The organism is Kineococcus gypseus (assembly GCF_050871305.1).
GTDB lineage: Bacteria > Actinomycetota > Actinomycetes > Actinomycetales > Kineococcaceae > Kineococcus > Kineococcus gypseus.
Window position 1 is genome coordinate 36,822 of record NZ_JBJLRD010000024.1, and the last position, 21,536, is coordinate 58,357.

Annotated in this window: 18 protein-coding genes; 9 read left to right on the forward strand and 9 right to left on the reverse strand. The window is 77.3% G+C overall.

The features are described from left to right. Window positions 1-35: 35 nt before the first annotated feature. The 3 genes from ACRYMN_RS11080 to ACRYMN_RS11090 all read right to left on the reverse strand — a co-directional run bounded on the left by ACRYMN_RS11080 (window position 36) and on the right by ACRYMN_RS11090 (window position 5,207). On the reverse strand, window positions 36-389 hold the full coding sequence (locus ACRYMN_RS11080) for a hypothetical protein (protein ID WP_432494946.1): 354 nt from the start codon (window positions 387-389) through the stop codon (window positions 36-38). Between the two features lie 134 nt (window positions 390-523). Next, entirely contained in the window at window positions 524-3,094 is a 2,571-nt protein-coding gene (locus tag ACRYMN_RS11085) for a choice-of-anchor L domain-containing protein (RefSeq protein ID WP_432494948.1), read from the reverse strand. Between the two features lie 253 nt (window positions 3,095-3,347). Then, a complete protein-coding gene (locus ACRYMN_RS11090) occupies window positions 3,348-5,207 on the reverse strand; it encodes a putative bifunctional diguanylate cyclase/phosphodiesterase (RefSeq protein WP_432494950.1) in 1,860 nt (619 codons plus the stop codon). A 199-nt stretch (window positions 5,208-5,406) separates the two neighbouring features. Between ACRYMN_RS11090 and ACRYMN_RS11095 the strand changes: the two genes are divergently transcribed. After that, on the forward strand, window positions 5,407-6,120 hold the full coding sequence (locus ACRYMN_RS11095) for a hypothetical protein (RefSeq protein ID WP_432494952.1): 714 nt from the start codon (window positions 5,407-5,409) through the stop codon (window positions 6,118-6,120). A 70-nt stretch (window positions 6,121-6,190) separates the two neighbouring features. On the opposite strand, the gene ACRYMN_RS11100 is transcribed toward ACRYMN_RS11095, so the two are convergent. Beyond that, a complete protein-coding gene (locus tag ACRYMN_RS11100) occupies window positions 6,191-7,021 on the reverse strand; it encodes a PhzF family phenazine biosynthesis protein (protein WP_432494990.1) in 831 nt (276 codons plus the stop codon). Window positions 7,022-7,512: 491 nt separating this feature from the next. Here ACRYMN_RS11100 and ACRYMN_RS11105 point away from each other — a divergent pair, with 491 nt between their 5' ends. Then, window positions 7,513-8,082: a DUF4865 family protein gene (locus ACRYMN_RS11105; RefSeq protein ID WP_432494992.1), complete on the forward strand. Its 570-nt coding sequence runs from the start codon at window positions 7,513-7,515 to the stop codon at window positions 8,080-8,082. An 85-nt stretch (window positions 8,083-8,167) separates the two neighbouring features. Continuing rightward, window positions 8,168-11,200 carry an AfsR/SARP family transcriptional regulator gene (locus tag ACRYMN_RS11110; RefSeq protein WP_432494954.1) on the forward strand — a complete coding sequence of 1,011 codons (3,033 nt, stop codon included), beginning with the start codon at window positions 8,168-8,170 and terminating at the stop codon, window positions 11,198-11,200. 60 nt (window positions 11,201-11,260) lie between these two features. On the opposite strand, the gene ACRYMN_RS11115 is transcribed toward ACRYMN_RS11110, so the two are convergent. Together ACRYMN_RS11115 and ACRYMN_RS11120 are read right to left on the reverse strand one after the other, a co-directional pair. Next, window positions 11,261-11,914 carry a LuxR C-terminal-related transcriptional regulator gene (locus ACRYMN_RS11115; RefSeq protein ID WP_432494994.1) on the reverse strand — a complete coding sequence of 218 codons (654 nt, stop codon included), beginning with the start codon at window positions 11,912-11,914 and terminating at the stop codon, window positions 11,261-11,263. Between the two features lie 32 nt (window positions 11,915-11,946). Then, complete coding sequence (locus tag ACRYMN_RS11120; protein WP_432494956.1) at window positions 11,947-13,233, reverse strand: sensor histidine kinase; 1,287 nt, start codon at window positions 13,231-13,233, stop codon at window positions 11,947-11,949. A 126-nt stretch (window positions 13,234-13,359) separates the two neighbouring features. On the opposite strand from ACRYMN_RS11120, the gene ACRYMN_RS11125 reads away from it, so the two are divergent. The 4 genes from ACRYMN_RS11125 (at window position 13,360) to ACRYMN_RS11140 (ending at window position 16,814) form a co-directional block, all read left to right on the forward strand. After that, on the forward strand, window positions 13,360-13,806 hold the full coding sequence (locus ACRYMN_RS11125; protein ID WP_432494958.1) for a PspC domain-containing protein: 447 nt from the start codon (window positions 13,360-13,362) through the stop codon (window positions 13,804-13,806). Continuing rightward, a complete protein-coding gene (locus ACRYMN_RS11130; protein ID WP_432494960.1) occupies window positions 13,803-15,425 on the forward strand; it encodes a PspC domain-containing protein in 1,623 nt (540 codons plus the stop codon). The genes ACRYMN_RS11125 and ACRYMN_RS11130 overlap by 4 nt, the downstream gene beginning before the upstream one ends. Continuing rightward, complete coding sequence (locus tag ACRYMN_RS11135) at window positions 15,425-15,685, forward strand: hypothetical protein (protein WP_432494962.1); 261 nt, start codon at window positions 15,425-15,427, stop codon at window positions 15,683-15,685. Before ACRYMN_RS11130 ends, ACRYMN_RS11135 begins: the two co-directional genes overlap by 1 nt. Window positions 15,686-15,749: 64 nt before the next feature. Beyond that, on the forward strand, window positions 15,750-16,814 hold the full coding sequence (locus ACRYMN_RS11140; RefSeq protein ID WP_432494964.1) for an aldose epimerase family protein: 1,065 nt from the start codon (window positions 15,750-15,752) through the stop codon (window positions 16,812-16,814). Between the two features lie 65 nt (window positions 16,815-16,879). On the opposite strand, the gene ACRYMN_RS11145 is transcribed toward ACRYMN_RS11140, so the two are convergent. From ACRYMN_RS11145 to ACRYMN_RS11155, 3 genes are all read right to left on the reverse strand, one after another. Then, window positions 16,880-17,338 carry an SRPBCC family protein gene (locus ACRYMN_RS11145; RefSeq protein WP_432494966.1) on the reverse strand — a complete coding sequence of 153 codons (459 nt, stop codon included), beginning with the start codon at window positions 17,336-17,338 and terminating at the stop codon, window positions 16,880-16,882. Between the two features lie 130 nt (window positions 17,339-17,468). Continuing rightward, window positions 17,469-17,822, reverse strand: coding sequence for a DUF3140 domain-containing protein (locus ACRYMN_RS11150; RefSeq protein ID WP_432494968.1), 354 nt, complete (start codon window positions 17,820-17,822; stop codon window positions 17,469-17,471). A gap of 17 nt (window positions 17,823-17,839) precedes the next feature. Continuing rightward, window positions 17,840-18,904, reverse strand: a complete 1,065-nt coding sequence (locus ACRYMN_RS11155; RefSeq protein ID WP_432494970.1) for a spore photoproduct lyase family protein — start codon at window positions 18,902-18,904, stop codon at window positions 17,840-17,842. 84 nt (window positions 18,905-18,988) lie between these two features. Between ACRYMN_RS11155 and ACRYMN_RS11160 the strand changes: the two genes are divergently transcribed. Together ACRYMN_RS11160 and ACRYMN_RS11165 are read left to right on the forward strand one after the other, a co-directional pair. After that, the gene (locus ACRYMN_RS11160) at window positions 18,989-19,882 is read left to right on the forward strand and encodes an SDR family oxidoreductase (RefSeq protein ID WP_432494972.1); all 894 of its coding nucleotides are present in this window, start codon (window positions 18,989-18,991) and stop codon (window positions 19,880-19,882) included. Continuing rightward, window positions 19,879-21,531, forward strand: a complete 1,653-nt coding sequence (locus ACRYMN_RS11165) for a RecQ family ATP-dependent DNA helicase (protein ID WP_432494974.1) — start codon at window positions 19,879-19,881, stop codon at window positions 21,529-21,531. Before ACRYMN_RS11160 ends, ACRYMN_RS11165 begins: the two co-directional genes overlap by 4 nt. Window positions 21,532-21,536: the final 5 nt, after the last annotated feature.

The window sequence follows — 21,536 nt, forward strand, 5'->3', positions numbered from 1 at the left end:
CGCCGAGCCACCCGCCGCCGCTCCCTCCCCCCACCTCAGACGGCGAGCCCGAGGAGCAGCAGCGCCGAACCGCAGGCGGCTGCAGCGGCCACCAGCACGTGGGTCCTGCCCACCCGGCCGAGCAGAGCCCGAGCCAGGACGAGCGGAGCGCCCGCGCCGGCCACCACGAGGAGCAGGCGCGGGGCGACCTGGGCGACACCGACGTGGGGGGCCCCTCCGCCACCGCCGAACGAGATGGTCTGCAGCCACAGGTCGACGACGGCGCCGACCGCGAGCAGCGCCCCGGCGACCGCGGCGAGCGCGCACAGCACGGTCTTGCCGGCGCCGGCGCCGGCGCCGGCGGTCCCGGCCTCGGCGCTCACCGTGTCGGGCTCCTCCGGCGTGTCCACTGGTCCTCCTGCGCGTCGGGTGCCGCTGGCTGTTCCTGCGTAGCAGCAGCGCCCGTCCGGCGGTAGGGCCGGACGGGCGCTGCTCGGTGGTGCTGCCTCGTGCGCACCGCTCAGCCGGTGGTGGGTTCACCCACCTACGTGGCGCGGACGGGTTCGCAGGTGCTGAACGTCCGGCCGCTGCTGATCGGCCCGGTCAGGCAGACCTGCGTGTCCCCGGCCTTGATGCCGGTCCTCGCCTGGGGGAAGTGCAGCACCAGGTCCGCCCGGCCATCGCCGTTGACGTCCTCGACCGCGCCGGCCCGCGCAGGAGCCGCAGCGCCCAGGCGGAGAGCAGCGCTGTCGAGCTCGGTCGCGTCGAACTGCGAGCTGGACAGGACGGCCGTCGGGACGACCCCCTTCTGGGTCGTCTTCACCGGGTTGGTGTCGCTGCCGGGCATCACGTCGACCAGGAGGTTCGTGACGTCGGCGAACCCGGCGCCCCCGCGGTCGTCGGTGACGACCAGGGTGATGCTCCGCTCCGCGCCGGGCTCCAGGGGGACGGTGACGGTCGGGCCGGTCAGGACCTGGTCGCCGGCGGAGTCGCTGACGTACCAGGCGTGCTCGACGATCGAACCGTCGGGGTCGGTGCTGCCGGTGCCGTCCAAGACGAGCACGCCGTCGGCCACGCGGGTGCTGATGCGCGCGACCGGCTTCGTGTTGGCCGCGTCGGCCTGGTAGGTGTCCAGGGTGAGCGGCTCGCCGGAGGCTTCGACGTCCAGCCCGTACATCTCGACCGTCCAGGTGCCGGCCTCGGGGTCGGGCACGATGACGTTCTCGAACGTCGGGCCGGTGGTGCGCTTCGCGGCTCCGTCTGAGCCGCGCGCGTAGCGGACCCCGGACGGGCTCACCAGCGTCAGCGTGACGTCGCTGCCCGGCCACCCCGTGCTGGCCGACACGAACTGCTTGCCGGTCCCGACGGTGAAGGAGTACGTGATCGTCTGCTGCGGCTTGATGACGTACTTGCGGAACCCGGAGCTGTCGAGCGCGTCGAGGACCGCCTCGGCCATCTCGGCCTGGCCGTCGGCGGTCGGGTGGATGCGGCCCGCCGAAAGGAGCGGGTAGATCCACTCGGTGCCGCCGCTGCACAGCTCGTGCCCGGAGAAGCCCGGGTTGGGGTTGGCGAAGAGCATGCCGGAGAGACGGGCGTACTCCTCCGCCATGGCGTTCAGCTCGTCGATCCTCTCGACGATCCACCGCTGGTCGGCCTTCTTGACACCTTCGCAACGGCCACCGGGCAGGAACGTGCGGTCGCTGCCGGAGCCGGTGTAGAAGTGGGGGTACCCGACGGCGACCCGGGTGGCCCGGTAGGCGCGGCTGCGGACCTGGGCGTAGAGGTCGGGGAACGGCACGACGTCGGCCGGCGCGTCGGCCCGGCCGGCCAGGCGGGCGAACGCGTCCGAGACCTTCTTCTCGACGTTGTCGTCACCGGAGCAGGTGTTGAACGGCAGGAGCTCGGCGCCGTCGATGCAATCGCGCAGGACGGAGGCGAACTGGCTGTCGTTCCCGCCGATGCTGAACGTGACCAGCCCCGTGTCGCCGTCGAGGTGGTCGAGCTGCGGGACCTCGCCCCAGGTGCTGTTGCGCGGCTCCACGAAGTCCTCGGTGACGCCGCCCTGGCAGGCGTGGAAGTCCAGCGTCAGCCCCTTGCGGGCGGCGACGACGGTGCTGTACGCCCGGGTCGACCGCTGGCAGTTGTTGGTCTTCTCGTCCTCGTCGTAGGTGCCGGCGAAGTAGGGGGAGACGCCGAACCCGGACGAGTAGGAGTCTCCGAGCGCGACGTACCGGCTGTTGTCGACCACGGTGGCGCCGGGCTCGCACTCGGACGGGTCGCCGACGCTGCCCAGGCGCAGGTTGTCCACGAGCACAGCGCTGTCGTAGGCGGTGTCGCCCTGGTCGAAGATCGACAGGTACAGGCTGTGGGGGCCGGGGGTGAGCGGGGTCGCGGCGGTCAGCAGCGGCGTCGCGCCGTCGAAGGTCGTCCCGGCGGCGTTCTCGGGCGCCATGCTGGTGGCACCAGCGGCGTTGATGGTGATGGGACTGCCCTTGGGGTCGAAGGCGAAGTTGTCCGGCGCCGAGATCACGCTGCCGTCGGTGGTCCAGGTGCTCTCGTCGAGCTCGGCCACGAACGCGTCGTTGAAGCGGGTGCCGACGTACTCGGGGTACTCGTCGGACAGGAAGCGGAAGTCCAGGCCGGCCAGGCAGTTGGCGGTGGCGGGCACGTCCAGGTCGATGCGCAGCACGGTGACGTCGAAGTCGCTGTCGCCGCGGCGGGACCCGCTGCCGTAGCCGGTCGTGGTGCTGCCGCTGGTGTTCGGAGCGGTGATGGAGGTGGAATCGCCGGTGGACAGCACCAGGGCCTGCGGGCCGCTGCGAGGCAACCCGGCCACGCCTCCACCATCGGCCGAGACCAGCGCTGCGCTCGCCGGGCCGGCACGGTGGACGAACTCCGCTCCCGTGATCCACGACGTGTCGGAGGCGATGGCGCGGCCGGCGGCGAGCGCGTCGGTCGTGGCGGTGAGCGTTCCGGTGGCCACGGCAGGCGGAACGGCGAGGGCGGTGGCTGTGAGCGTGGTGGCGACGGCGGCCGCGGTCAGCGCCGCGGTGGCGGTGCGACTCCGCCGGGTCGTGGACGGCGCGCGCGTGCCGCCCGGTTCGTTGGCAGGCATGGTTCTCCCTGGGATCACCGCCGGCCGGTGCCCGCGGTCGCCGCCAGTGTGGGATCCGCGGACGCGCCGTCACGGTGGAACGGCCGAAGGCGTCCCCGAAAGGGTGAGTCGGGCGCGGCGTCGCGACCGAGCGTCGCTCCTGCGTGTCGGGCCGAGCGGTGGTCGGTCTGCCGGGGCCCGCGGTGCTGCGGTGCCGCGGGGAGCGGTGACGTCCCGGTGCGCGCCCGCCACCGCACGACCTGGCGGATACGGCCTAGAGCTGCACGACCCCCCGCGCGTCGCCGTCGGTGAGCGGCCCGGGTATCCCGGGCACCTCGCCGGCCGCGGCCGGTTCCCCGTACAGGAACCCCTGCACCAGTTCCGCGCCCATCGCGCGCAGCACCTCCGCCTGCGCGGGGCGCTCCACGCCCTCGACCACCACGGCCATGCCCAGGTCGCGCCCCAGCGCCAGCAGCGCGCGCAGGAACTGCTGCGAGCGCGGGCACACGTCCACGTCGGCGGTGAAACCCCGGTCGATCTTCACCGAGTGCAGCGGGATCGAGCGCAGGTGCAGCAGCGAGGAGTAGCCCGTCCCGAAGTCGTCCAGGGACAGGCGCACCCCCTGCGCGTGCAGGTGCTGGGCCACGTCCCGCGCGGCGGGCAGGTCCTGCACCAGCGCGTCCTCGGTGATCTCCAGCACGAGCTGGTCCGGGTCCAGCTCGTGCCGCTCCAGCAGGCCGCCGACCCTCGCGGGGAAGCCCGGGTCGGTCAGCAGCTCGGGCGGCACGTTGACCCCCACCCGCACGCGGTGCCCCGCGCGCGCCCAGCGGGCCAGCTGCGCGCAGGCCTGCTCCAGCACCGAGCCGGTCAGCGGCGCCAGCAGGTTGCTGCGCGCGGCCATCGGCACGAAGACCTCCGGGGGGACCGCCTCGCCGGCGTGCTCCCAGCGCGCCAGGCACTCCAGGCCGTGCAGCCGCCCGGTGCCCAGCTCCACGATGGGCTGGAACGCCGTGCGCACCTGCCCGCGCGCCAGCGCCCGGCGCAGCGGCTCGCGCAGCTGCAGGTCGCGCGCCTCCACCAGCCGCATGCTCGGCCGGTACAGCGCCGTGCGCCCCTTGCCGGCGCGCTTGGCCGCGTCCAGCGCCACGTCCGCGTGCGAGAGGACCTCCGCCGGCGTGGGGGAGGGTTCCTCGCCGCGGACCTCCACCACGCCCACGCTGGCCGTGACGCCCACCCGCCGCCCGCCCAGCGTGACGTGCTCGGAGAGCACCGAGACCACCCGGTCGGCCAGCGCCAGCACCGGCGGGCGCCCCGCGCGCCGCGCGCCGTGCTCGACGAGCACCGCGAACTGGTCCCCGCCCAGGCGCGCCAGGGTGTCCCCGGCACCGACGACGCCGCGCAGCCGGTCCGCCACCCGCGTCAGCAGCTCGTCGCCGCCGGCGTGGCCGAACACGTCGTTGACGGCGCGGAAGCCGTCGACGTCGACGCTGAGCACCGCCAGCGGGCACCCGTCGCGCCGGTGCAGCTCCAGCGCGTGGGTGAGGCGGTCCAGGAACATCGCCCGGTTCGCCAGCCCCGTCATCTCGTCGTGCAGCGCCCGCCAGCGCAGCGCCTCCTCGCGCGCGTGCGCCTCCGCGCGCAGCCGCTCGGCGGCCAGCACCTGCCCCAGCAGGGTCGCCACCAGCTCCAGCAGCGGCGCGTGGCGCTCCAGCTCCACCGGCTGCGCGCGCGGGTCCAGCCCGCACAGCGTGCCGAACAGGCGTCCGTCGCCGCCGCGGATGGGCACCCCCACGTACGCGCCGATGGTCAGCTCGCGCGCCACCCCGGCGGCCGCGTAGCACGGCACCGCCATCGCGTCCGGCGCGATGCGCGGGCCCCGCCCGGTGACGACGTGCCGGCAGAACGACTCCGACCACGCGTGCCAGTCCCCGGGCGCCCTGCCGTACGCCTCGTCGCGCAGGTGCAGGTACAGCTGGCGGTCGTCCACGCGCGAGGTGACCGCCCAGAACCCCAGCGGCACGTGCTCCTGCAGGACGTCCAGGACGCGCTCGCACGCCTCGTCGAACGTCAGCAGCTCCGCGGGCAGGCCGAGGCCCAGCGCCACCTCGTCGACGTCCACCCCGGTGAGGCCCACCCTCGCCCCGTCCCTCCCCCTCGGTGCAGGACGTCCGTGTCCCCCCGGTCGACAGGGTGCCACGGCGTGCGCGGATCGGCGCGGCGGGCCCGCGACGCCGGGCGGCGCCCGCTGACAGCGCCGCGACAGGGCGCTGCCGCACCGTGGGCCCGCGCCCGGCGTCGCCGGGCGCGGACCGCACCACCTGGAGGGGGACACCGTGAGCGAGGACGAGGACACCGGGAGCGGCACCGCGGTGCGGCGCCTGCTGAGCGCGGGCGCGTGGGCGCTGCCCGTGCACGGGGTGCTGCTGACCGTCGGCACCCTGACGCACCAGCCGGACCCCGGGTCCGACTTCACCGCGTACGCGGCCTGCGTCACCACCACCTCGTTCCTGCTCAGCCACCTGCTGGCCAGCGTCCTCGGTGCCGCGGTGGGCGTGGTCGGCGTCGCGTCGGTCGCGCTGCTGGCCGCCGGCCCGTCCCGCGCCCCGGGGCGCAGCCTGCTCGCGGCGGCGCTGAGCGCCGCCGCCAACGTCGTCAACGCCGCCCTCTTCGGCGTCGCCGCCTTCGCCCAGCCGGCCGTCGGGCGCGCCCACCTCGCCGGATCGGCCGAGGCGGTGCGGTTCGACGACGACGTCTACGGTCCCGAGCTGATGGCTACGGCCGCGGTGGGGATGCTGCTCTGGTGCGCGGGCGCCGTCCTGCTCGGGCTCGTCCTGCTGCGCTGCGGCCCGGGCCTGCGGCTCGCGGGCGCCGTCCACGCCGCGGCGCTGCCGGTCTTCTTCCTCGCCGGGCTGCCCGGCAGCGTGCTGCAGCCCGTCGCCGGGGCGCTCGCCGCCGTCGCGGGCGTCGTCGTCGCGCGCCGGCTGCCCCGGGCGCTGGCCCGGCCCGCCGCCGCGGCCCCGCGGACGGGGCAGCGGCAGCGCTCCTGACCCGCGACGGCACCCGCCCCCGCCCGGTCCCGGGACCGGGCGGGGACGGGTGGCGTCGTCGCGGCCCTCGTCAGGGCATCGCCACGGCCGCACCCGTGACGGCGACGCCGGCGGCGGGGTCGGCGGGGACCGCGACGTGCAGGGTGCTGGGGCGGCCGAGGTCCTCACCCTGCAGGACCGTCAGGCGCGCCGGCAGCGGCACGTGCCCACCGGCGCGCAGGTACCCGCCCAGCGCCGCCGCGGCCGCACCGGTGGCCGGGTCCTCCACGACACCGCCGGCGGGGAAGGGGTTGCGCGCGTGGAAGGTCGTGGCGTCCTGCCGCCACACCAGGTCCACGGTCGTCCACCCCCGCGCGGCCGCGAGCCGCTCCAGCGCCGCCACGTCGTGCTCCAGGTCGGCCAGGCGCTGCCGGGACCGCACCGCCACGACGGGGTGCCACGCCCCGGCGTAGGCGGTGCGGGCGGGCAGGGCCGGGTCCAGGTCCTGCGCCGACCACCGCAGGGCGGCGAGCAGCGCGTCGAGGTCCTGCGGCGCCAGGTCGCGCACCACGGGCGGGACGCTGGTCAGCGTCGCGCGCCACGAGCCGTCCTCGTCCCGGGCGGTGACGACGTCGACGTCTCCGGCGGCGGTGCGGTAGCGCAGGCCACCGGCGCCGTGGCGCTCCGCGTGGGCCACGGCCGAGGCGATGGTGGCGTGGCCGCAGAAGCTCACCTCGGCGCGGGGGCTGAAGAACCGCACGTCGAAACCGCCGTCGGCGGGCACGAGGAACGCCGTCTCGGAGAAACCCACCTCCGCGGCGACGGCCAGCATCTCCCGCTCGTCGAGCCCCCGGGCGTCCAGCACGACGCCCGCCGGGTTGCCGCCCGCGGGGTCCCGGCTGAAGGCGCTGTAGCGCAGCACCTCCGGGCGCGACCGGCGGCGCGTGCCGTCCCCGTCCCCCGCGCTCGCGACACGCGGGCGCCCCGGCTCGATCCGGTGCTCCACGACGCGGCCGTCGCGGAGCAGGTGGGTGCCCGGGTCGTGCTGCACGGCGGACGGGCGCCCGGGGCCGTGGACGGCGCCGGGCGGGGAGGCGGAGAGGTGCGGGAGGTGGGGCACGGGGGCTCCTCGGGTCGGGTGCGGTCGGGTGGGCGTGGTCGCTCACCGGGGGAGCGGCGCGGTGCCGGCCCCGGCTGCGCCGACCGTGCACCCGGCCGCTGTCAGCGGCCTGTCACCGCACCGGGGGGCACGTCCCGGCGCCCGAGGGCCCGCGGCGGCCCGGCCCGCGACCGCGCCGGGCGCGCGACGGGCGCCTCCGTACCCTGGCGCCCACCGGCACCGCCGCACCGGCACCCCGCCGGGACGGGGTGCGGGACGCACCGCGACGACGTGGAGGGACCAGCGTGCACGTGATGCAGTACGAGATCGTCCTGCCCGCCGACTACGACATGGCGATCGTGGAGCGGCGGATCGCCGAGCGGGGCACCGCGACCGACGACTGGCCCGGCCTGGGGCTCAAGGCGTACGCGGTGCGCCGGGCCGGCCGGCACGGTTCGGCGGTCAACGCCTACGCGCCGTTCTACTTCTGGCGCGACCCGGCGGGGCTGAACTCCTTCCTGTACGGGCCGTTCCGGTCCATCGCCACCGACTTCGGCCGCCCGCCCGTGCGGCACTGGATCGGTGCGGCGCTCCACCGGTCCGGCGACGTGACCGCCACCCCGGTCTTCGCCACGCGCGAGGTGCGGGCGCTGCCGCCCCACACCCCTCCCGGCCCCGCGGTGGAGGAGGTCCTGGGCGCGCTGCACGTCGGGGCGGGTGCGCACTGCGAGGCCGTCGCCGTCGACCCGCACCGGTGGGAGGTGGTGCGCCACACCCTGTGGACCGAGCCGCCGAGCCGGCTGGACCCGTCGTGGACCTGCTTCGACGTGCTGCACGTCTCCGCTCCCCACCTGGCCGAGCTGCCCACGGGGCGCCTGTGGTGAGGACCCCGGACACGGCCCGCGCCGGCGCGCGTCGGCAGTAGCCTCTGCGCGTCCTGTTCGCGTTCCTGCCGGGGAGGTCGGGCCGGTGGCCACGCGAGTGCTGGTGCTGGGTCCGCTGGAGGTCCACCGGGACGGGCGGGTGCTCGCCGTGCGGCGCGGGCGGCCGCGCCGGCTGCTGCTGGCGCTGCTGCTGCGCCGCGGCGGCGCCGTCGCGCCGGACGCGCTCATCGACCAGCTGTGGGGCGACGACCCGCCGCTCAACGCGGACAACGCGCTGCAGGTCCTGGTCTCCTACCTGCGCAAGGCCGTGGGCGGCGAGGACCTGCGCCTCGAGCGGGTGCCGGCCGGCTACCGGCTCGCGCTGCCCGTCGACGCCGTGGACGCGACCCGGTTCGAGGCGCTGGTGCGGACCGCCTCGGCGCCGGCCACCGGCCCCGCGGCACGGCTGCGGGCGGGCGAGCAGGCGCTGGCCCTGTGGCGCGGCCCGGCCCTCCTCGAGGCCGCCGACGACGACTTCGCCCGCGGTGACGCCGCCCGCCTGCACGAGCTGCGGCTGCAGGCGCACGAGGCCCGGGCGGAGGCGCTGCTGGAGCTGGGGCGCCACCACGAGGCGCTGCCCGACCTCAGCGGCCTCGTGCGCGAGCACCCCTTCCAGGAGCGCCTGCACACCCTGCTGGCCCTGGCCCTGTACCGAGCGGGCCGGCAGGCCGAGGCGCTGGCCGCCCTCGACGCCGCGGGCGCGCTCCTGGCCGAGGAGCTGGGGCTCGACCCCACCGCGCAGCTCCAGGAGCTGCGCGGGCGCATCCTGCGCCAGGACCCGCTCCTCGACGCACCCCCGTCGCGCGGCGGCACGGCCGCCGGTCCGGACGTCCCCGCCGCCCCGCCGGCCGCCCCCGCGCCGGCCCCGCGCCCCGAGGAGGGCGCGACGCCGGTGCCCACCGCGCTGACCAGCCTCGTCGGGCGCGAGGAGCAGGTGCTCGCGGTGCGCGCGCTGGTGGCGGAGCACCGCGTGGTCACGCTCACCGGGCCCGGGGGCACCGGCAAGTCGCGCCTGGCCGCGGAGTGCGCTCGCACCGGCACCCACCCCGCGCGCTGGGTGGAGCTGTCCGCCGTCACCGACCGCGACGCGCTCGTGACGACCGTCGCGGCGGCGCTGGGGGTGCGCCCGGCCCCGGGTGCGGACCCCGCCGCGCAGCTGCTCCGGGGCGCGGCCCGCCTGGAGGGGCTGGTGGTGCTCGACACGTGCGAGCACCTCGTCACCGACGTGCGCGACCTCGTGGAGGGCCTCGTGGGCGCTTCGCCCGGCCTGCGGGTGCTCGCCACCAGCCGCAGCCCGCTCGGCGCGGCCGGGGAGCTGACGTGGCCCGTCCCGCCGCTGCCCCTGCCCCCTGCCGGCGAGCGCGACCCGCAGGTGGTCCGGCGCTCCCGGGCGGTGCAGCTGTTCTGCGAGCGCGCGGCGATGGTGCGCCCCGGGTTCACCCTCGACGGGGGCAACGCCGGTGACGTCGCGGCGGTGTGCACCCTCCTGGACGGGTTGCCGCTGGCCCTGGAGCTGGCGGCCGGCCACGTCGCCGCCCTGAGCCCCGCCAAGATCGCCGCCCTGCTGCGCGAGCGCACCCGGCTGGTCAGCGGTGAGCCGCCGGGCGGGGGCGGGCGGCCCGGGCACGCCCGGCACGCGGGGCTGCGCGCCACCATCGACTGGAGCTACGGCCTGCTGTCGCCGCAGGAAGCCCTCTTCCTGGACAGGCTGTCCGTCTTCGCCGGTCCCTTCCCGCTCGAGGCGGGCGTCGAGGTGGCCGGGGAGGGCCTCGACGACGGGCTGCAGCTGCTGCTGAGCCTGGTGCGCCAGTCCCTCGTCACCACCACCGGCACCGACCGCTTCCGGTTGCTGGACACCGTGGGCGCCCACGTCGCCGAGCGGCTGGCCGCCCGCCCCGGCGAGGAGGGCGCGGCGCGCGAGCGGCACGCGCGGTGGTTCGCGCAGTTCGCGCGCGAGGCCGACCGCGGCATCCGCGGGCCCGACCAGGAGGGCTGGCTGGCCGACCTGCGCGCGGCCGGGCAGGACCTGCGCGCGGCGCTGGAGCACTGCTCCCGCGCGGCGGGGGGCCTCGCCGGGCTCGGGGCTGAGCTCGTGTGCTCCCTCTCCTGGTTCTGGTCCTTCGAGGGCGCCTTCACGCAGGCGCGGACCTGGATCGCCGCCGCGCAGGCCGCCGGGCCGCACACCCCGTCGACGGCCGCGCGCCTGCACCGCGCCGCGGGCATGCACGCGAAGTCCGTCGGCGACCTGCGCGCCGCGGAGCGGCACTGCACCGCCGCCGCCGCCGCCTTCGCCGCCCTCGGCGACGTCCGCGGCGAGGGCGAGGTCCTGCTGAGCCTCGGCACGGTGCAGTGGGCGCTCGGGCGCCTCGACGAGGCCGCGGCCGCCCACGACCGCTGCGCCGCCCTGTGCTCCTCGGTCGGTGACGACGCCGGCGCCGGCGCCGCCCTCGTGCTGCGGGCGCGCACCGCCCTCGACGAGGGCGACGCCGCCCTCGCCCGGGAGCTCCTCGCCCGGGGGCACCAGCTGTCGATGCGCTCCGGCGACCGCCACCTCGTCGCCCTGGCCCTCGAGCAGCTCGCCCGCACCCACCTGCACCAGGGCGACACCGCCGCCGCCGAGGACTTCGCCGCCCGCAGCGCCGAGCTGTTCGAGCGCCTCGGCTACGCCGAGGGGGTCCTCGCCGCCCGGCAGACCCTCGGGCAGGTCCACGCCGCCCGCGGCCACGCCGCCGCCGCGCAGGAGGCCTACCGCCGCGCCACCGGCAGGGCGCTGGAGCTGGCGCACGCGGCGGCGGCCGTCGAGGGTTTCGAGCTGCTCGCCGCGCTGCGCGCGGCCCGCGGCGACCACGAGCGCGCCGCCCGCCTGCTCGGGCACGCCGAGGCGCTGCGCGAGCAGGGCTCCCTGCCCCGCACGCCGTCCCAGGCCCGCCGCCTCGCGTCGTGGGCCCTGCGCTCGCGCTCGGTGCTCGCCGGCGGCTGGGAGCGGCTGCGCGACGCCGGCGGGCGCACGCCGTCCGGGGAGCTCCTCGCCGACCTGCCCGACGAGGCGCCCGCGGACGCGCGGCGTGCCGCCGGGTGAGGCCGGCCGGTGCGCGGATCGGCACGGCGGCGCGCGAGCCGCCGGTCGCGGGCCCGCCCCTCACAGCAGCCGGCGCGCCGCCGCCCAGCGCGTCAGCTCGTGCCGGTTGGACAGCTGCAGCTTGCGCAGCACCGCCGACACGTGCGTCTCGACCGTCTTCACGGAGATGAACAGCTCCCGGGCCACCTCCTTGTAGGCGTAGCCGCGGGCGATCAGGCGCATCACCTCCCGCTCGCGCGCGGACAGGCGGTCCAGCTCGTCGTCGGCGGCGGCGACCTCGCCGGCCACCGCGCCGAACGCGTCGAGGACGAAACCCGCCAGGCGCGGGGAGAACACCGCGTCGCCCTCGGCCACCCGGCGCACCGCCGCGGCCAGCTCCTCGCCGCCGATGGACTTGGTGACGTAGCCGCGCGCGCCGCGGCGGATGACGGCGATGACGTCGTCGGCGGCGTCGGACACGCTCAGCGCCAGGAACCGCACCGGCCGCTCACCGGCGAGCAGGTCCGCGCAGTCGGCGAGCACCCGCACCCCGCCGGAGCCGGCGCCGGGGGCGGGCGCCTCCCCGGCGGCGGCCGGCAGGTGCACGTCCAGCAGCACCACGTCCGGCAGCTCCCGGCGCACCGCCGCCACCGCGGAAGCGGCGTCGCCCGCCTCGCCGACCACCTCCAGGTCCGCCGCCGCGGCCAGCTCCGCGCGCACGCCGGTGCGCACCATGCGGTGGTCGTCGACCACCAGCACCCGCACGCTCACGACGCCGCCCGCTCCGCCGCCGCCGGCAGGCGCAGCGCCACCTCGGTGCCGCCGTCGGCGGGCCGGCGCACCGTCGCCGAACCCCCGGCGCGCGCCATGCGGCCCACGATGGACTCGCGCACGCCCAGGCGGTCCTGCGGGACGGCGTCGAGGTCGAAGCCGGGGCCGCGGTCGCGCACGAACACCTCCACCGAGCGCCGCGCCCCGCTGCCCAAGCACTCCGCGTACAGCGACACCGTGCCGCCGGCGTGTTGGCCGGCGTTGAGCAGCGCCTCGCGCGCGGCCTGCGCCAGCGCGACCGTGGCCCTCTCCAGCGCCAGGGCGTCGACCTCGCCCACGAGCACCACCTCCACCGTCGCGCCGGAGGCGTCCTCCACCTCCGCGGCCGCCGCCCGCAGCGCCGCGCCCAGCGTGCCGTCGGTGGTGCCGTGGTCGCCGTAGAGCCAGCGGCGCAGGTCGCGCTCCTGCGCGCGCGCCAGGCGCGCCACCTCCGTGGCGTCGGCGCTGCGGCGCTGGATGAGCGCCAGCGTCTGCAGCACCGAGTCGTGCACGTGCGCGGCCAGCTCCGCGCGCTCCTGCTCGCGGGCCAGGGCGGCGCGCTCGGCGCCGAGGTCCTGCCACAGCCGCACCGCCCACGGCGCCAGCACCACCGCCACCCCGGCCAGCACCGCCAGCGCCCCCAGCACCGAGGCGCCCAGCGCGGCGCCGTCCCCGCCCAGGGCCAGGGAGAGCACCACGCCAAGCAGCACCAGCGACGTCCCCGCCGCGACCCGCAGCGCCGCGCGGCGCCCGCCGCCGGGGCCGGCCACCCAGCGGGCCCGGCGGGTGGCGTCCAGCTGGCTCCACGCCAGCACCAGGCCGGCGCCGACCACCAGCACCGGCAGCACCACGCGCGAGGTGGCGTCCACCCCGCCCAGGCGCAGCGCCGACAGCGCCCCGGCCAGCACCAGCGCCCCGCCCAGCAGGGCGTCGCGGTGGGCCAGCACCCACGCCGAGGGGTCCGCGCGCCACCCGCCCGCCCCGTCGCGCCCCTCGCGCTCGTCGGGCACCAGGAACCAGTAGGCGGCGTACAGGGCCAGCCCCGCGCCCGCCAGCAGCGACAGGGCCGTGAACGCCACCCGCACCCGCCCGGCGGGCAGGCCCAGGTGGGTGGCCAGGCCGGCGGCGACGCCCGCCGCGCGCCGGCCGGCGACCGGCCGCACCAGCGGCGGGCGCGCACCGGGCCGGCCCGCGGCGCCGGCGGCGCGCCCCGCCGGCGCCGCCTGCGGTGCGCTCGTGCTCACGGCCCGATCGTGGCACGCCCGGGCCGCCACCGGGGGTGCTCCCCGAGCGGGTTCAGGGTCCGCTCAGGGTTCGACCGGGGTCGTCCCCCGTGGTCCCGGGCACCCCCCGTCCGCCACGCTCGAGCCATGACGAACTACGAGACCACCACCGGCACCTCCACCGGCCCCACCGGCGCCACCACCGGCCCCGACGGCACCGCCTGGGCTCCCGCGGGCGAGGTGCCCGCCGGGCGCCGGGCGGCGCCCGAGCGGTTCTTCGACGCGCTGCGCCGCAGCGGCGTCGTGCGCGGCCGCGACCGCTGGGTCGCCGGCGTGTGCGGCGGCGTCGGGCACCGGCTGGGCGTGAACCCCGCCTGGGTGCGCGGCGCCGTCGTCGTCCTCGCCCTGCTCGGCGGGCTGGGCCTGCTGCTGTACGGCCTGGCGTGGGCGCTCTTGCCCGACCTCACCGGGCGCATCGAGGCGGAGGCCGCGCACCGCGGCGACGTCTCCGCCTCCCTGGTCGCCGCGGTCGCCCTCGTCGTGGTCGACCTCGCCGGCGGCGCCGGCTTCGGCCTGCCGTGGAACTGGCTGTGAGCGGGTCCGCGCCCGGTCCCGCCGGGACCACCGGTCCCGGCGGGGCGCCGGGCCCCACCGGGCCCCTCGGGTCCACCGGCACCGGCGGGTCCGCCGGCCCCACCGGCACCGGCGGGTCCACCGCGGCCGACGGGTCCGGTGCGGCCGGCGGGTCCGCCGCGGCCGGGCCGCTGACCGCGTTCGCCGGGCAGGTGCGCTCGTGGGGCGTGGTGCGCGGGCAGGACCGCTGGTTCGCCGGCGTGTGCGGCGGCGTCGCCGCCCGCGCGGGCGTGGACCCGGTGCTCGTGCGCGGCCTGCTCGTCGCGCTCACCCTCGTCGGCGGCCTCGGCCCGGCCCTGTACGCGGTGGCCTGGGTGGTGCTGCCCGACGCCACCGGGCGCGTCGAGGTGGAGGCCGCCGCCCGCGGCGACGTCTCCGGCTCGTTGGCGCTGGCCGTCGGCCTGCTCGTGCTCGACCTGGCCCTGGGCCGCGGCGTGCTGGGCCTGGCGCCCGGGCCGCTGGGCAGCGGACCCGGCTGGGGGTTCCTCGTCACCGGCCTGGTCGCCGCGCTGCTGTGGTGGCTCTTCCGCGACCGCCTGCCCTCCGGCGGCTGCGCCCCGCGCGCCGCGGCGGCCGGCCGGTCCGCCGAGCCCGCCCAGCCCGCTGAGCCCGCCCAGCCCGCCCCCGCCACCGGACCGACCGCCGCGACGGTGCCGCTGTCGCTGCGCAAGCAGGACCGCGCGCCGGAACCCGCCGCCGGCCCCGCCGTCGCGGCACCGCCCGCGCCGGTGCCCGGGCCCGCCGCGGGTTTCGGCTCCGCGGTCGAGCGCCGGGCCGCGGCGCGCGAGCAGGCGCGGGCCGCCGCGCAGCGCCGCGCCGCCTCGCGCCGGCCCGGCTCACCGCTGCTGACCACGGTGGCGCTCGGCGCCGCCCTGCTCGCCGCGGGCGCCGTCGTGCTCGCCGACCTGCTGGTGGTGCTGCCCGCGCCCGCGCCGGTGCTGGCGGTCGCCGCGGCGCTGGCCGTGCTGGGCGCCGGGGCGGTCGCCGCCGGGCTGGCCGGGCGCAGCAGCGCCCTGCCCGGGCTGGGCACCCCGCTGGCGCTGCTAGCCGTGCTGCTGGGCACCGCGCCCGAGGCCGGCGGCTGGCGCTGGGACGTGGACCGCACCTGGGCGCCCACCGCGGCCTCCGTGCGCGAGGACGGTGACGCCGTCAGCTCCCTGGTGGGGCGCCTGCGCGTCGACCCCTCGCAGCTCGCCGGCCGGCCCGGCGACGGCGCGCCGGTCGTCGTCACCGCCACGGTGGCCGCCGGGCGCCTGGAGGTGCTCGTGCCCACCGGGCGCACCGCGCTGGTCGACGCGCGCGCCCTGGCCGGTGGCGTGCGCTGGGAGGGTGCGGTCGTGGTGCCCGTGGAGGACGGCGACGGCTCCGCCGACGGCGACGGCGTGCGCGCCGGCCTGGACTCGCGCCGGGTGCTGGCCGTGGGCCCGGACGCCGCCCGGGTGGCCGCGGCCACCGCCGTCGAGGGCGAGGACCCCGCCGGCTGGGACGTGCCGGCCGGCGTGCCCGTGGTGCGGGCCGTGGCGTGGGCGGGCGACGTGCGGGTCGGCGCGGCCGGCTCCGAGGTGCTGGAGGGGCAGTGATGGAAGAGCACGAGCAGCAGCACGAGCAGCACGAGCAGCGGGAGCGGCCCGCCGGGCCGCCGGCGACGGTGGACGTCGGGGCGGTCGTGTGGGGCTTCGCGTTCCTGGCGGTGGCCGCGGTGGTGGGGGTGCGGGCGGTGACCGGGGTGTCGTGGCCGTGGGGGTGGAACGTGGCCGGGGTGCTGCTGCTGGGCGGGCTGGCCACGGTGCTGGCCGGGGCCGTCGCCGCAGCGCGCGCCGCCGGGCGCCGGGGTCGGTAGCGTCGCACCCGTGGCACACGACGCGCCCGCGGGGCGGCACGGCGGTGGGGACGAGGGTCGCGGGGTGTGGGTCGAGCCCGCGTGGGGCACCGCGCAGGACGGGCGGCCCGTGGCGCGCTGGGTGCTGGACGACGGCACCGTGCAGGTCGGGCTCGTCGAGCACGGCGCGCGCGTGCAGTCGGTGCTGGCGCCCGACCGCGACGGCACCCGCGCCGACGTCGCCCTCGGCTTCGCGCAGCTGGCCCCCTACGAGGGCAAGGGGCGCTCCTTCGGCGCCACGGTGGGCCGCTTCGCCAACCGCATCGCGCGGGGGGAGTTCACCCTCGACGGGCGCACCTACGCTGTGCCACCCACCGACCGCGGCAACGCCATCCACGGCGGGCCGCGGCCGTTCTCGCAGGCGCTGTGGACCTCCCAGGAGGTGGCCGGCGCGCGCGGGGTGCGCTTCTCCCTGCTGAGCCCGGACGGGGACAACGGCTTCCCCGGGGCGCTGAGCGTGCACGTGGAGTACGTGCTCGACGGCGGCGTGCTCAGCGTGCAGACCTCCGCGACGACCGACGCGCCCACGGTGCTCAACCTCACCAACCACGCCTACTGGAACCTCGCCGGCGACGGCAGCGGCACCGTGGACGGGCACCTGCTGCAGGTGGACTCCGCGGCGTTCCTCGTCGTGGACGAGGTGGGCGTGCCCACCGGTGAGGTCCGGCCGGTGGACGGCACGCCGTTCGACCTGCGCGAGGCGGTGCCGGTGGGGCGCCGGCTGGCCGAGGGGGAGCGGGCCGGCGACGAGCAGCTCGCCCGCGGCTCGGGGTTCGACCACTGCTTCGTGCTCGCCGACGTGCCCGGCGGCGAGCGCGAGCCCTCGCGCGCGGCGCGCGTGGAGGAGCCGTCCTCCGGGCGCGTGCTGGAGGTGTGGACGGACCAGCCGGGGGTGCAGGTGTTCACCGCCGGCACCCTGGGCGGCACCCTCGTCGGCAAGGCGGGCGCCGCCTACGGCCCGCGCGCCGGTCTGGCGCTGGAGGCGCAGGCCTTCCCCGACGCCCCGCACCACCCCGCCTTCCCCACCACGGTGCTGCGCGAGGGCGAGCGGTTCCGCTCGCTGACGCGGTTCCGCTTCGGCACCGCCTGAGCGGGGCGGACGCGACGGCGCCCGGGTCCCCTCGCGGGGACCCGGGCGCCGGGTGCGTCAGGGCGTCACTTGGGCGGGGTGACGTCCCCGCGCCAGGCGCCGGTCTCGGCGCCGCGCGACTCGATGAACTCCTTGAAGCGCTTCAGGTCCGCCTTGACCTGGCGGTCGTCGGCGCCGATCGCCGCGCCGACCTTCTCCACCAGGCCCTCGGTCTCCCAGTCCATCTGGACCGTCACCTTGGTCGAGGTGTCCGAGAGGCGGTGGAACGTGACGACGCCGGCGTGCTCCTTGCCGTCGACGCTCTTCCACGCCACGCGCTCGTCGGGGTGCTGCTCGGTGATCTCGGTGTCGAACTCGCGCTCGACGCCGGCGATCTTGGTCTTCCAGTGGTTGCGGGTGTCGGTGATCTGGGTGATCTGCTCGACGCCGTTCATGAAGTGGGGGAACGTCTCGAACTGCGTCCACTGGTTGTACGCGGTGTGGACGGGGACGTCGACTTCGATGCTCTCGGTCACGCTGCTCATGGTTGAACTCCTCCTGCGGCCCGGTGCTCGGAGGGCCGCTCGTCGCCCTGATTACGTGCTGATCCCACTCTGCCCGCAGGGGCAGGGGCGTGCATCTCGAGGGGCCCGGGCCCCTCGAGCGCGGCGCTGCTCAGCCCTTGAGGGGGTCGTTGCCCCAGTTCATGAGGGAGTAGCGCCACTTGGTGCCGGTGACGTCGCCGTCCGGGCGCTGGGCGGAGTGGCGGTGGACGTAGCCGACGACCTTCTTCATGTGCGCGTAGTCGTCGTCGTCCAGGTCGCTCTTCTTCGCCCGCAGGATCTCCACGATCCGCCGGCCCGAGGCGTGCCCGACGGACTCGTCGCCCTTCCCGCTGCTCTGCCCGACGGACCGCGACTCCTCGCTGCCCAGCCAGTCCTCCAGCTCCTTCGGCGTCATGTTGACCGCCTCGGCGAAGTCCCGCCCGATGGAGCGGCGCTCGTCGTCGCTCAGCTGCTCACCCGACATGCCGCCAGGGTGGCCGCTCAGAACGCGTAGCGCACGTCGAGGTAGGGGGCGCGCTCGGCGACGAGGTCCAGCAGTTGGCGCACGTAGCGGGCCTTGTCCGCGCTGCGGTAGCGCACGTTGACCCCGCCGCCCTCGGAGCGCTTGACCTCCTGCATCGCCGGGCGCCACAGCAGCTCCTCGGCCTTCGGGTGCCAGCCGAGGTTCACCTCGTGCAGCCGCTCGTTGTGGGTGAGGAAGATCACCTCGGCGGCGAGCTGGTCCTTGGTCGCCGCGCTCGTGGCCTCGCCGAGCTGGTCGAGCAGGCGCGCCCACTGCTGCAGCCAGCCCTCGGTGACGACGACGGGGGAGAGGTTGACGTGCACCTCGTAGCCGGCGGCGACGAAGTCGTCCAGGGCCGCCAGGCGCTCGGCGACGGGGGTGGTGCGCACGTCCAGCACCCTGGCGACCTCCTCGGGCATGAGGGAGAAGCGCACGCGGGTGCGCCCGCGCGGGTCCAGCTCCAGCAGGCGCCGGTTGACGTTCTTGGTGGCGAAGGAGGCCTTGGCGGTGGGCAGCTCGCGGAAGAGCGCCACGAGGTCGTCGACGTTGCCGGAGACCTCCGCGTCCACCGAGCAGTCGCTGTTCTCGCCCACGTCGTACACCCAGGCGTGCGGGTCGACCTGGTTCGGGGTGGCCTTGACCCCCTGGCGCGCGACGTGGCGGCGCAGGTACCCGGTAATCTGCTCGATGTTCGCGAACACCGTGATGGGGTTGCTGTACCCCTTGCGGCGCGGGACGTAGCAGTAGGCGCACGCCATGGCGCAGCCGTTGGCGGTGGAGGGGGCGATGAAGTCCGCGGAGCGGCCGTTGGGGCGCGCGCTCAGCGACTTCTTCACCCCCAGCACCAGCGCCTCGCGCTTGATGCGCACCCACCGCGCAACGTTCGCCTCGTCGCCGTGCAGCTCGGGCACGTTCCAGTGGCTGGCGACCTCCACGCGGGTGGCGCCCGGCCAGCGCTCCAGCACCTCGCGCCCGCGGGGCAGCTCCGCGGCGGCCGCCTCGTAGTAGATCCTCGTCACGTCCACCAGCCGCTGCTCCCGCACGCGCCCAGTGTGCCGCCCGGCTCCGACACCGGGGCCGGGCCGGTTCGCCGCGCGGGTGGCGCGGGGCCTGCCTACCGTGGAGCCGTGAGCGACCAGTACACGTTCCAGGACCCCGTCACGCAGTACCACACCGGGGGGTTCGAGGCGCAGCCGCAGGACGGCCCCGGCCTGGCCGCGGACCTCGGCCCGCACCCGGACCACGGGGAGTCCACCTACCGCGGCACCGGCCGCCTCACGGGCCGCAAGGCGCTGGTGACCGGCGCCGACTCCGGCATCGGCCGCGCCGCGGCCATCGCGTTCGCCCGCGAGGGCGCCGACGTGGTGCTGAACCACCTGCCCGAGGAGCAGGAGGACGCCGAGCAGGTCGCCCGGCTCGTGCGCGACGCCGGCCGCACCGCGGTGCTCGCCCCCGGCGACCTCACCGACGAGGCGTTCGCCCGCTCGCTGGTGCGCACCGCCCTCGACGGCATCGGCGGGCTGGACCTGATCGCCAACGTCGCCGGCAAGCAGCAGCACGCCGAGGACGTGGCCGACATCACCACCGCGCAGTTCGACGAGACCATCCGCACGAACCTCAACGCGCTGTTCTGGATCGTGCAGGAGGCCGTGCCCCACCTGCCGCCGGGTTCGACGATCGTGAACACCTCCTCCGTGCAGGGCTACCAGCCCTCCCCGAACCTCGTGGACTACGCCACGACGAAGTCCGGCATCATCGCCATGTCGAAGGCCCTGGCGCAGCAGCTCGCGCCCAAGGGCATCCGCGTCAACGTCGTGGCCCCCGGGCCGGTGTGGACGCCGCTGCAGGTGGCCGGCGGGCAGCCGGACGAGGCGATGGCGGAGTTCGGCCAGCAGACCCCCCTCGGGCGCGCCGCGCAGCCCGCGGAGCTCGCGCCCGCGTACGTGTTCCTCGCCTCCCCGGAGTCCAGCTACGTGGTCGGCGAGGTCCTCAACGTCAACGGCGGGATGCCCACCCCGTGAGCCGCCCCCGGGCCGGCGGCGCCCGCGACGACCTGCTGCGCACCGCGCGCGAGGCGTTCGGGTACGACGAGCTGCGCCCCGGGCAGGCGGAGGCGATGGAGGCGGTGCTGGCCGGGCGCGACGTCCTGGCCGTCATGCCCACCGGCGCGGGCAAGTCCGCGATCTACCAGGTCCCCGCGCTGCTGCTCGACGGGCCCGTCGTGGTGGTCTCCCCGCTCATCGCCCTGCAGCGCGACCAGGTCGACGGGCTGCGCGAGGACGTGCGCCGCGGCGGCGCGGTGATGCTGAACTCGCAGCTGTCCGCCGCGGCCTGGCGCGGGGCGCAGGAGGCGCTGCGCGGCGGGGACGTGAGGTTCGTGTTCCTGGCCCCCGAGCAGCTCGCGCGCGACGAGGTGCTGGAGGAGCTGGCGCGCCTGCGCCCGGCGCTGCTGGTGGTGGACGAGGCGCACTGCGTCTCCTCCTGGGGCCACGACTTCCGCCCGCAGTACCTGCGCCTGGGGGCGGCCGTGGAGCGGCTGGGGCGCCCGCAGGTCGTGGCGCTGACGGCCACCGCGAGCCCGCAGGTGCGCGAGGAGGTGCTCGAGAACCTGCGGCTGCGCGACCCGCTGGTGCTCGTGGAGGGTTTCGACCGCCCCGAGATCGACCTGCGGGTGAACCGGTACTCCGACGCGGACCGCCAGCGCGCCGGCGTGCTGGCCTCGGTGGCCGCCACCGACGGCGCGGTCCTCGTCTACGTGGCGCGCCGCCGCGACGCGGAGGAGTTCGCCGAGGAGCTGCGGGCGGCCGGCCGGGCCGCCGACCACTACCACGCGGGCCGCGGGCGCGAGGACCGCGACCGCGTGCTGCGCGAGTTCGTCGACGGCACCCTCGACGTCGTCGTCGCCACCAACGCGTTCGGCATGGGCATCGACAAGCCGGACGTGCGCGCCGTCGTGCACGCCCACGTCCCCGACTCCCTGGACAGCTACTACCAGGAGATCGGCCGCGCCGGCCGCGACGGGGGACCGGCCGTGGCGGTGCTGCACTACCGCCCCGAGGACCTGGGGCTGCGCACGTTCTTCACCTCCCCGGTGGCCAAGCCCGAACCGCTGCGGGAGGTGGCCGCCGCCGTGCGCGCGCACGACGGACCGGTGCCGCCCACGCAGCTGCGCCGCGAGCTGGGCACCACCGCCACCCGCCTGGCCGGGGTGGTGAACCTGCTCGAGGAGGTCGGCGCCGTCCACGAGGACGAGCAGGGCCGGCTGGTCGCCGACCCGGACGGGCCGAAGCCGGCCGAGGCCGCCGAGGCGGCGGTGGAGGTCTCCGAGCAGCAGCGCTCCGTGGAGCGCTCGCGCCTGGAGATGATGCGCGCCTACGCCGAGACCGCCGCGTGCCGGCGGCAGTTCCTGCTGGGCTACTTCGGCGAGGACCTGCCCGAGCCGTGCGGGCACTGCGACACCTGCCGCGCCGGCACCGCCGTCGAGCACGACGGCGCGGGCGGCGAGGAGCCGTTCGCGGTGGGTTCCACCGTCGCGCACGAGCAGTGGGGCGAGGGGCAGGTCATGCACTACGAGGACGACCGCGTCACCGTGCTCTTCCAGGGCGTGGGCTACCGCACCCTGGCGCTGGAGCTGGTGCGTGAGCGCGAGCTGCTGCGCGAGGCCGGCTGAGGGGC

Coding starts and splice junctions, on each gene's coding strand:
- ACRYMN_RS11085 (WP_432494948.1), bottom strand. CDS start 3,094: ATGCCTGCCAACGAACCGGGCGGCACGCGCGCGCCGTCCACGACCCGG.
- ACRYMN_RS11105 (WP_432494992.1), top strand. CDS start 7,513: ATGCAGTACGAGATCGTCCTGCCCGCCGACTACGACATGGCGATCGTG.
- ACRYMN_RS11115 (WP_432494994.1), bottom strand. CDS start 11,914: ATGGTGCGCACCGGCGTGCGCGCGGAGCTGGCCGCGGCGGCGGACCTG.
- ACRYMN_RS11125 (WP_432494958.1), top strand. CDS start 13,360: ATGACGAACTACGAGACCACCACCGGCACCTCCACCGGCCCCACCGGC.
- ACRYMN_RS11135 (WP_432494962.1), top strand. CDS start 15,425: ATGGAAGAGCACGAGCAGCAGCACGAGCAGCACGAGCAGCGGGAGCGG.
- ACRYMN_RS11145 (WP_432494966.1), bottom strand. CDS start 17,338: ATGAGCAGCGTGACCGAGAGCATCGAAGTCGACGTCCCCGTCCACACC.
- ACRYMN_RS11150 (WP_432494968.1), bottom strand. CDS start 17,822: ATGTCGGGTGAGCAGCTGAGCGACGACGAGCGCCGCTCCATCGGGCGG.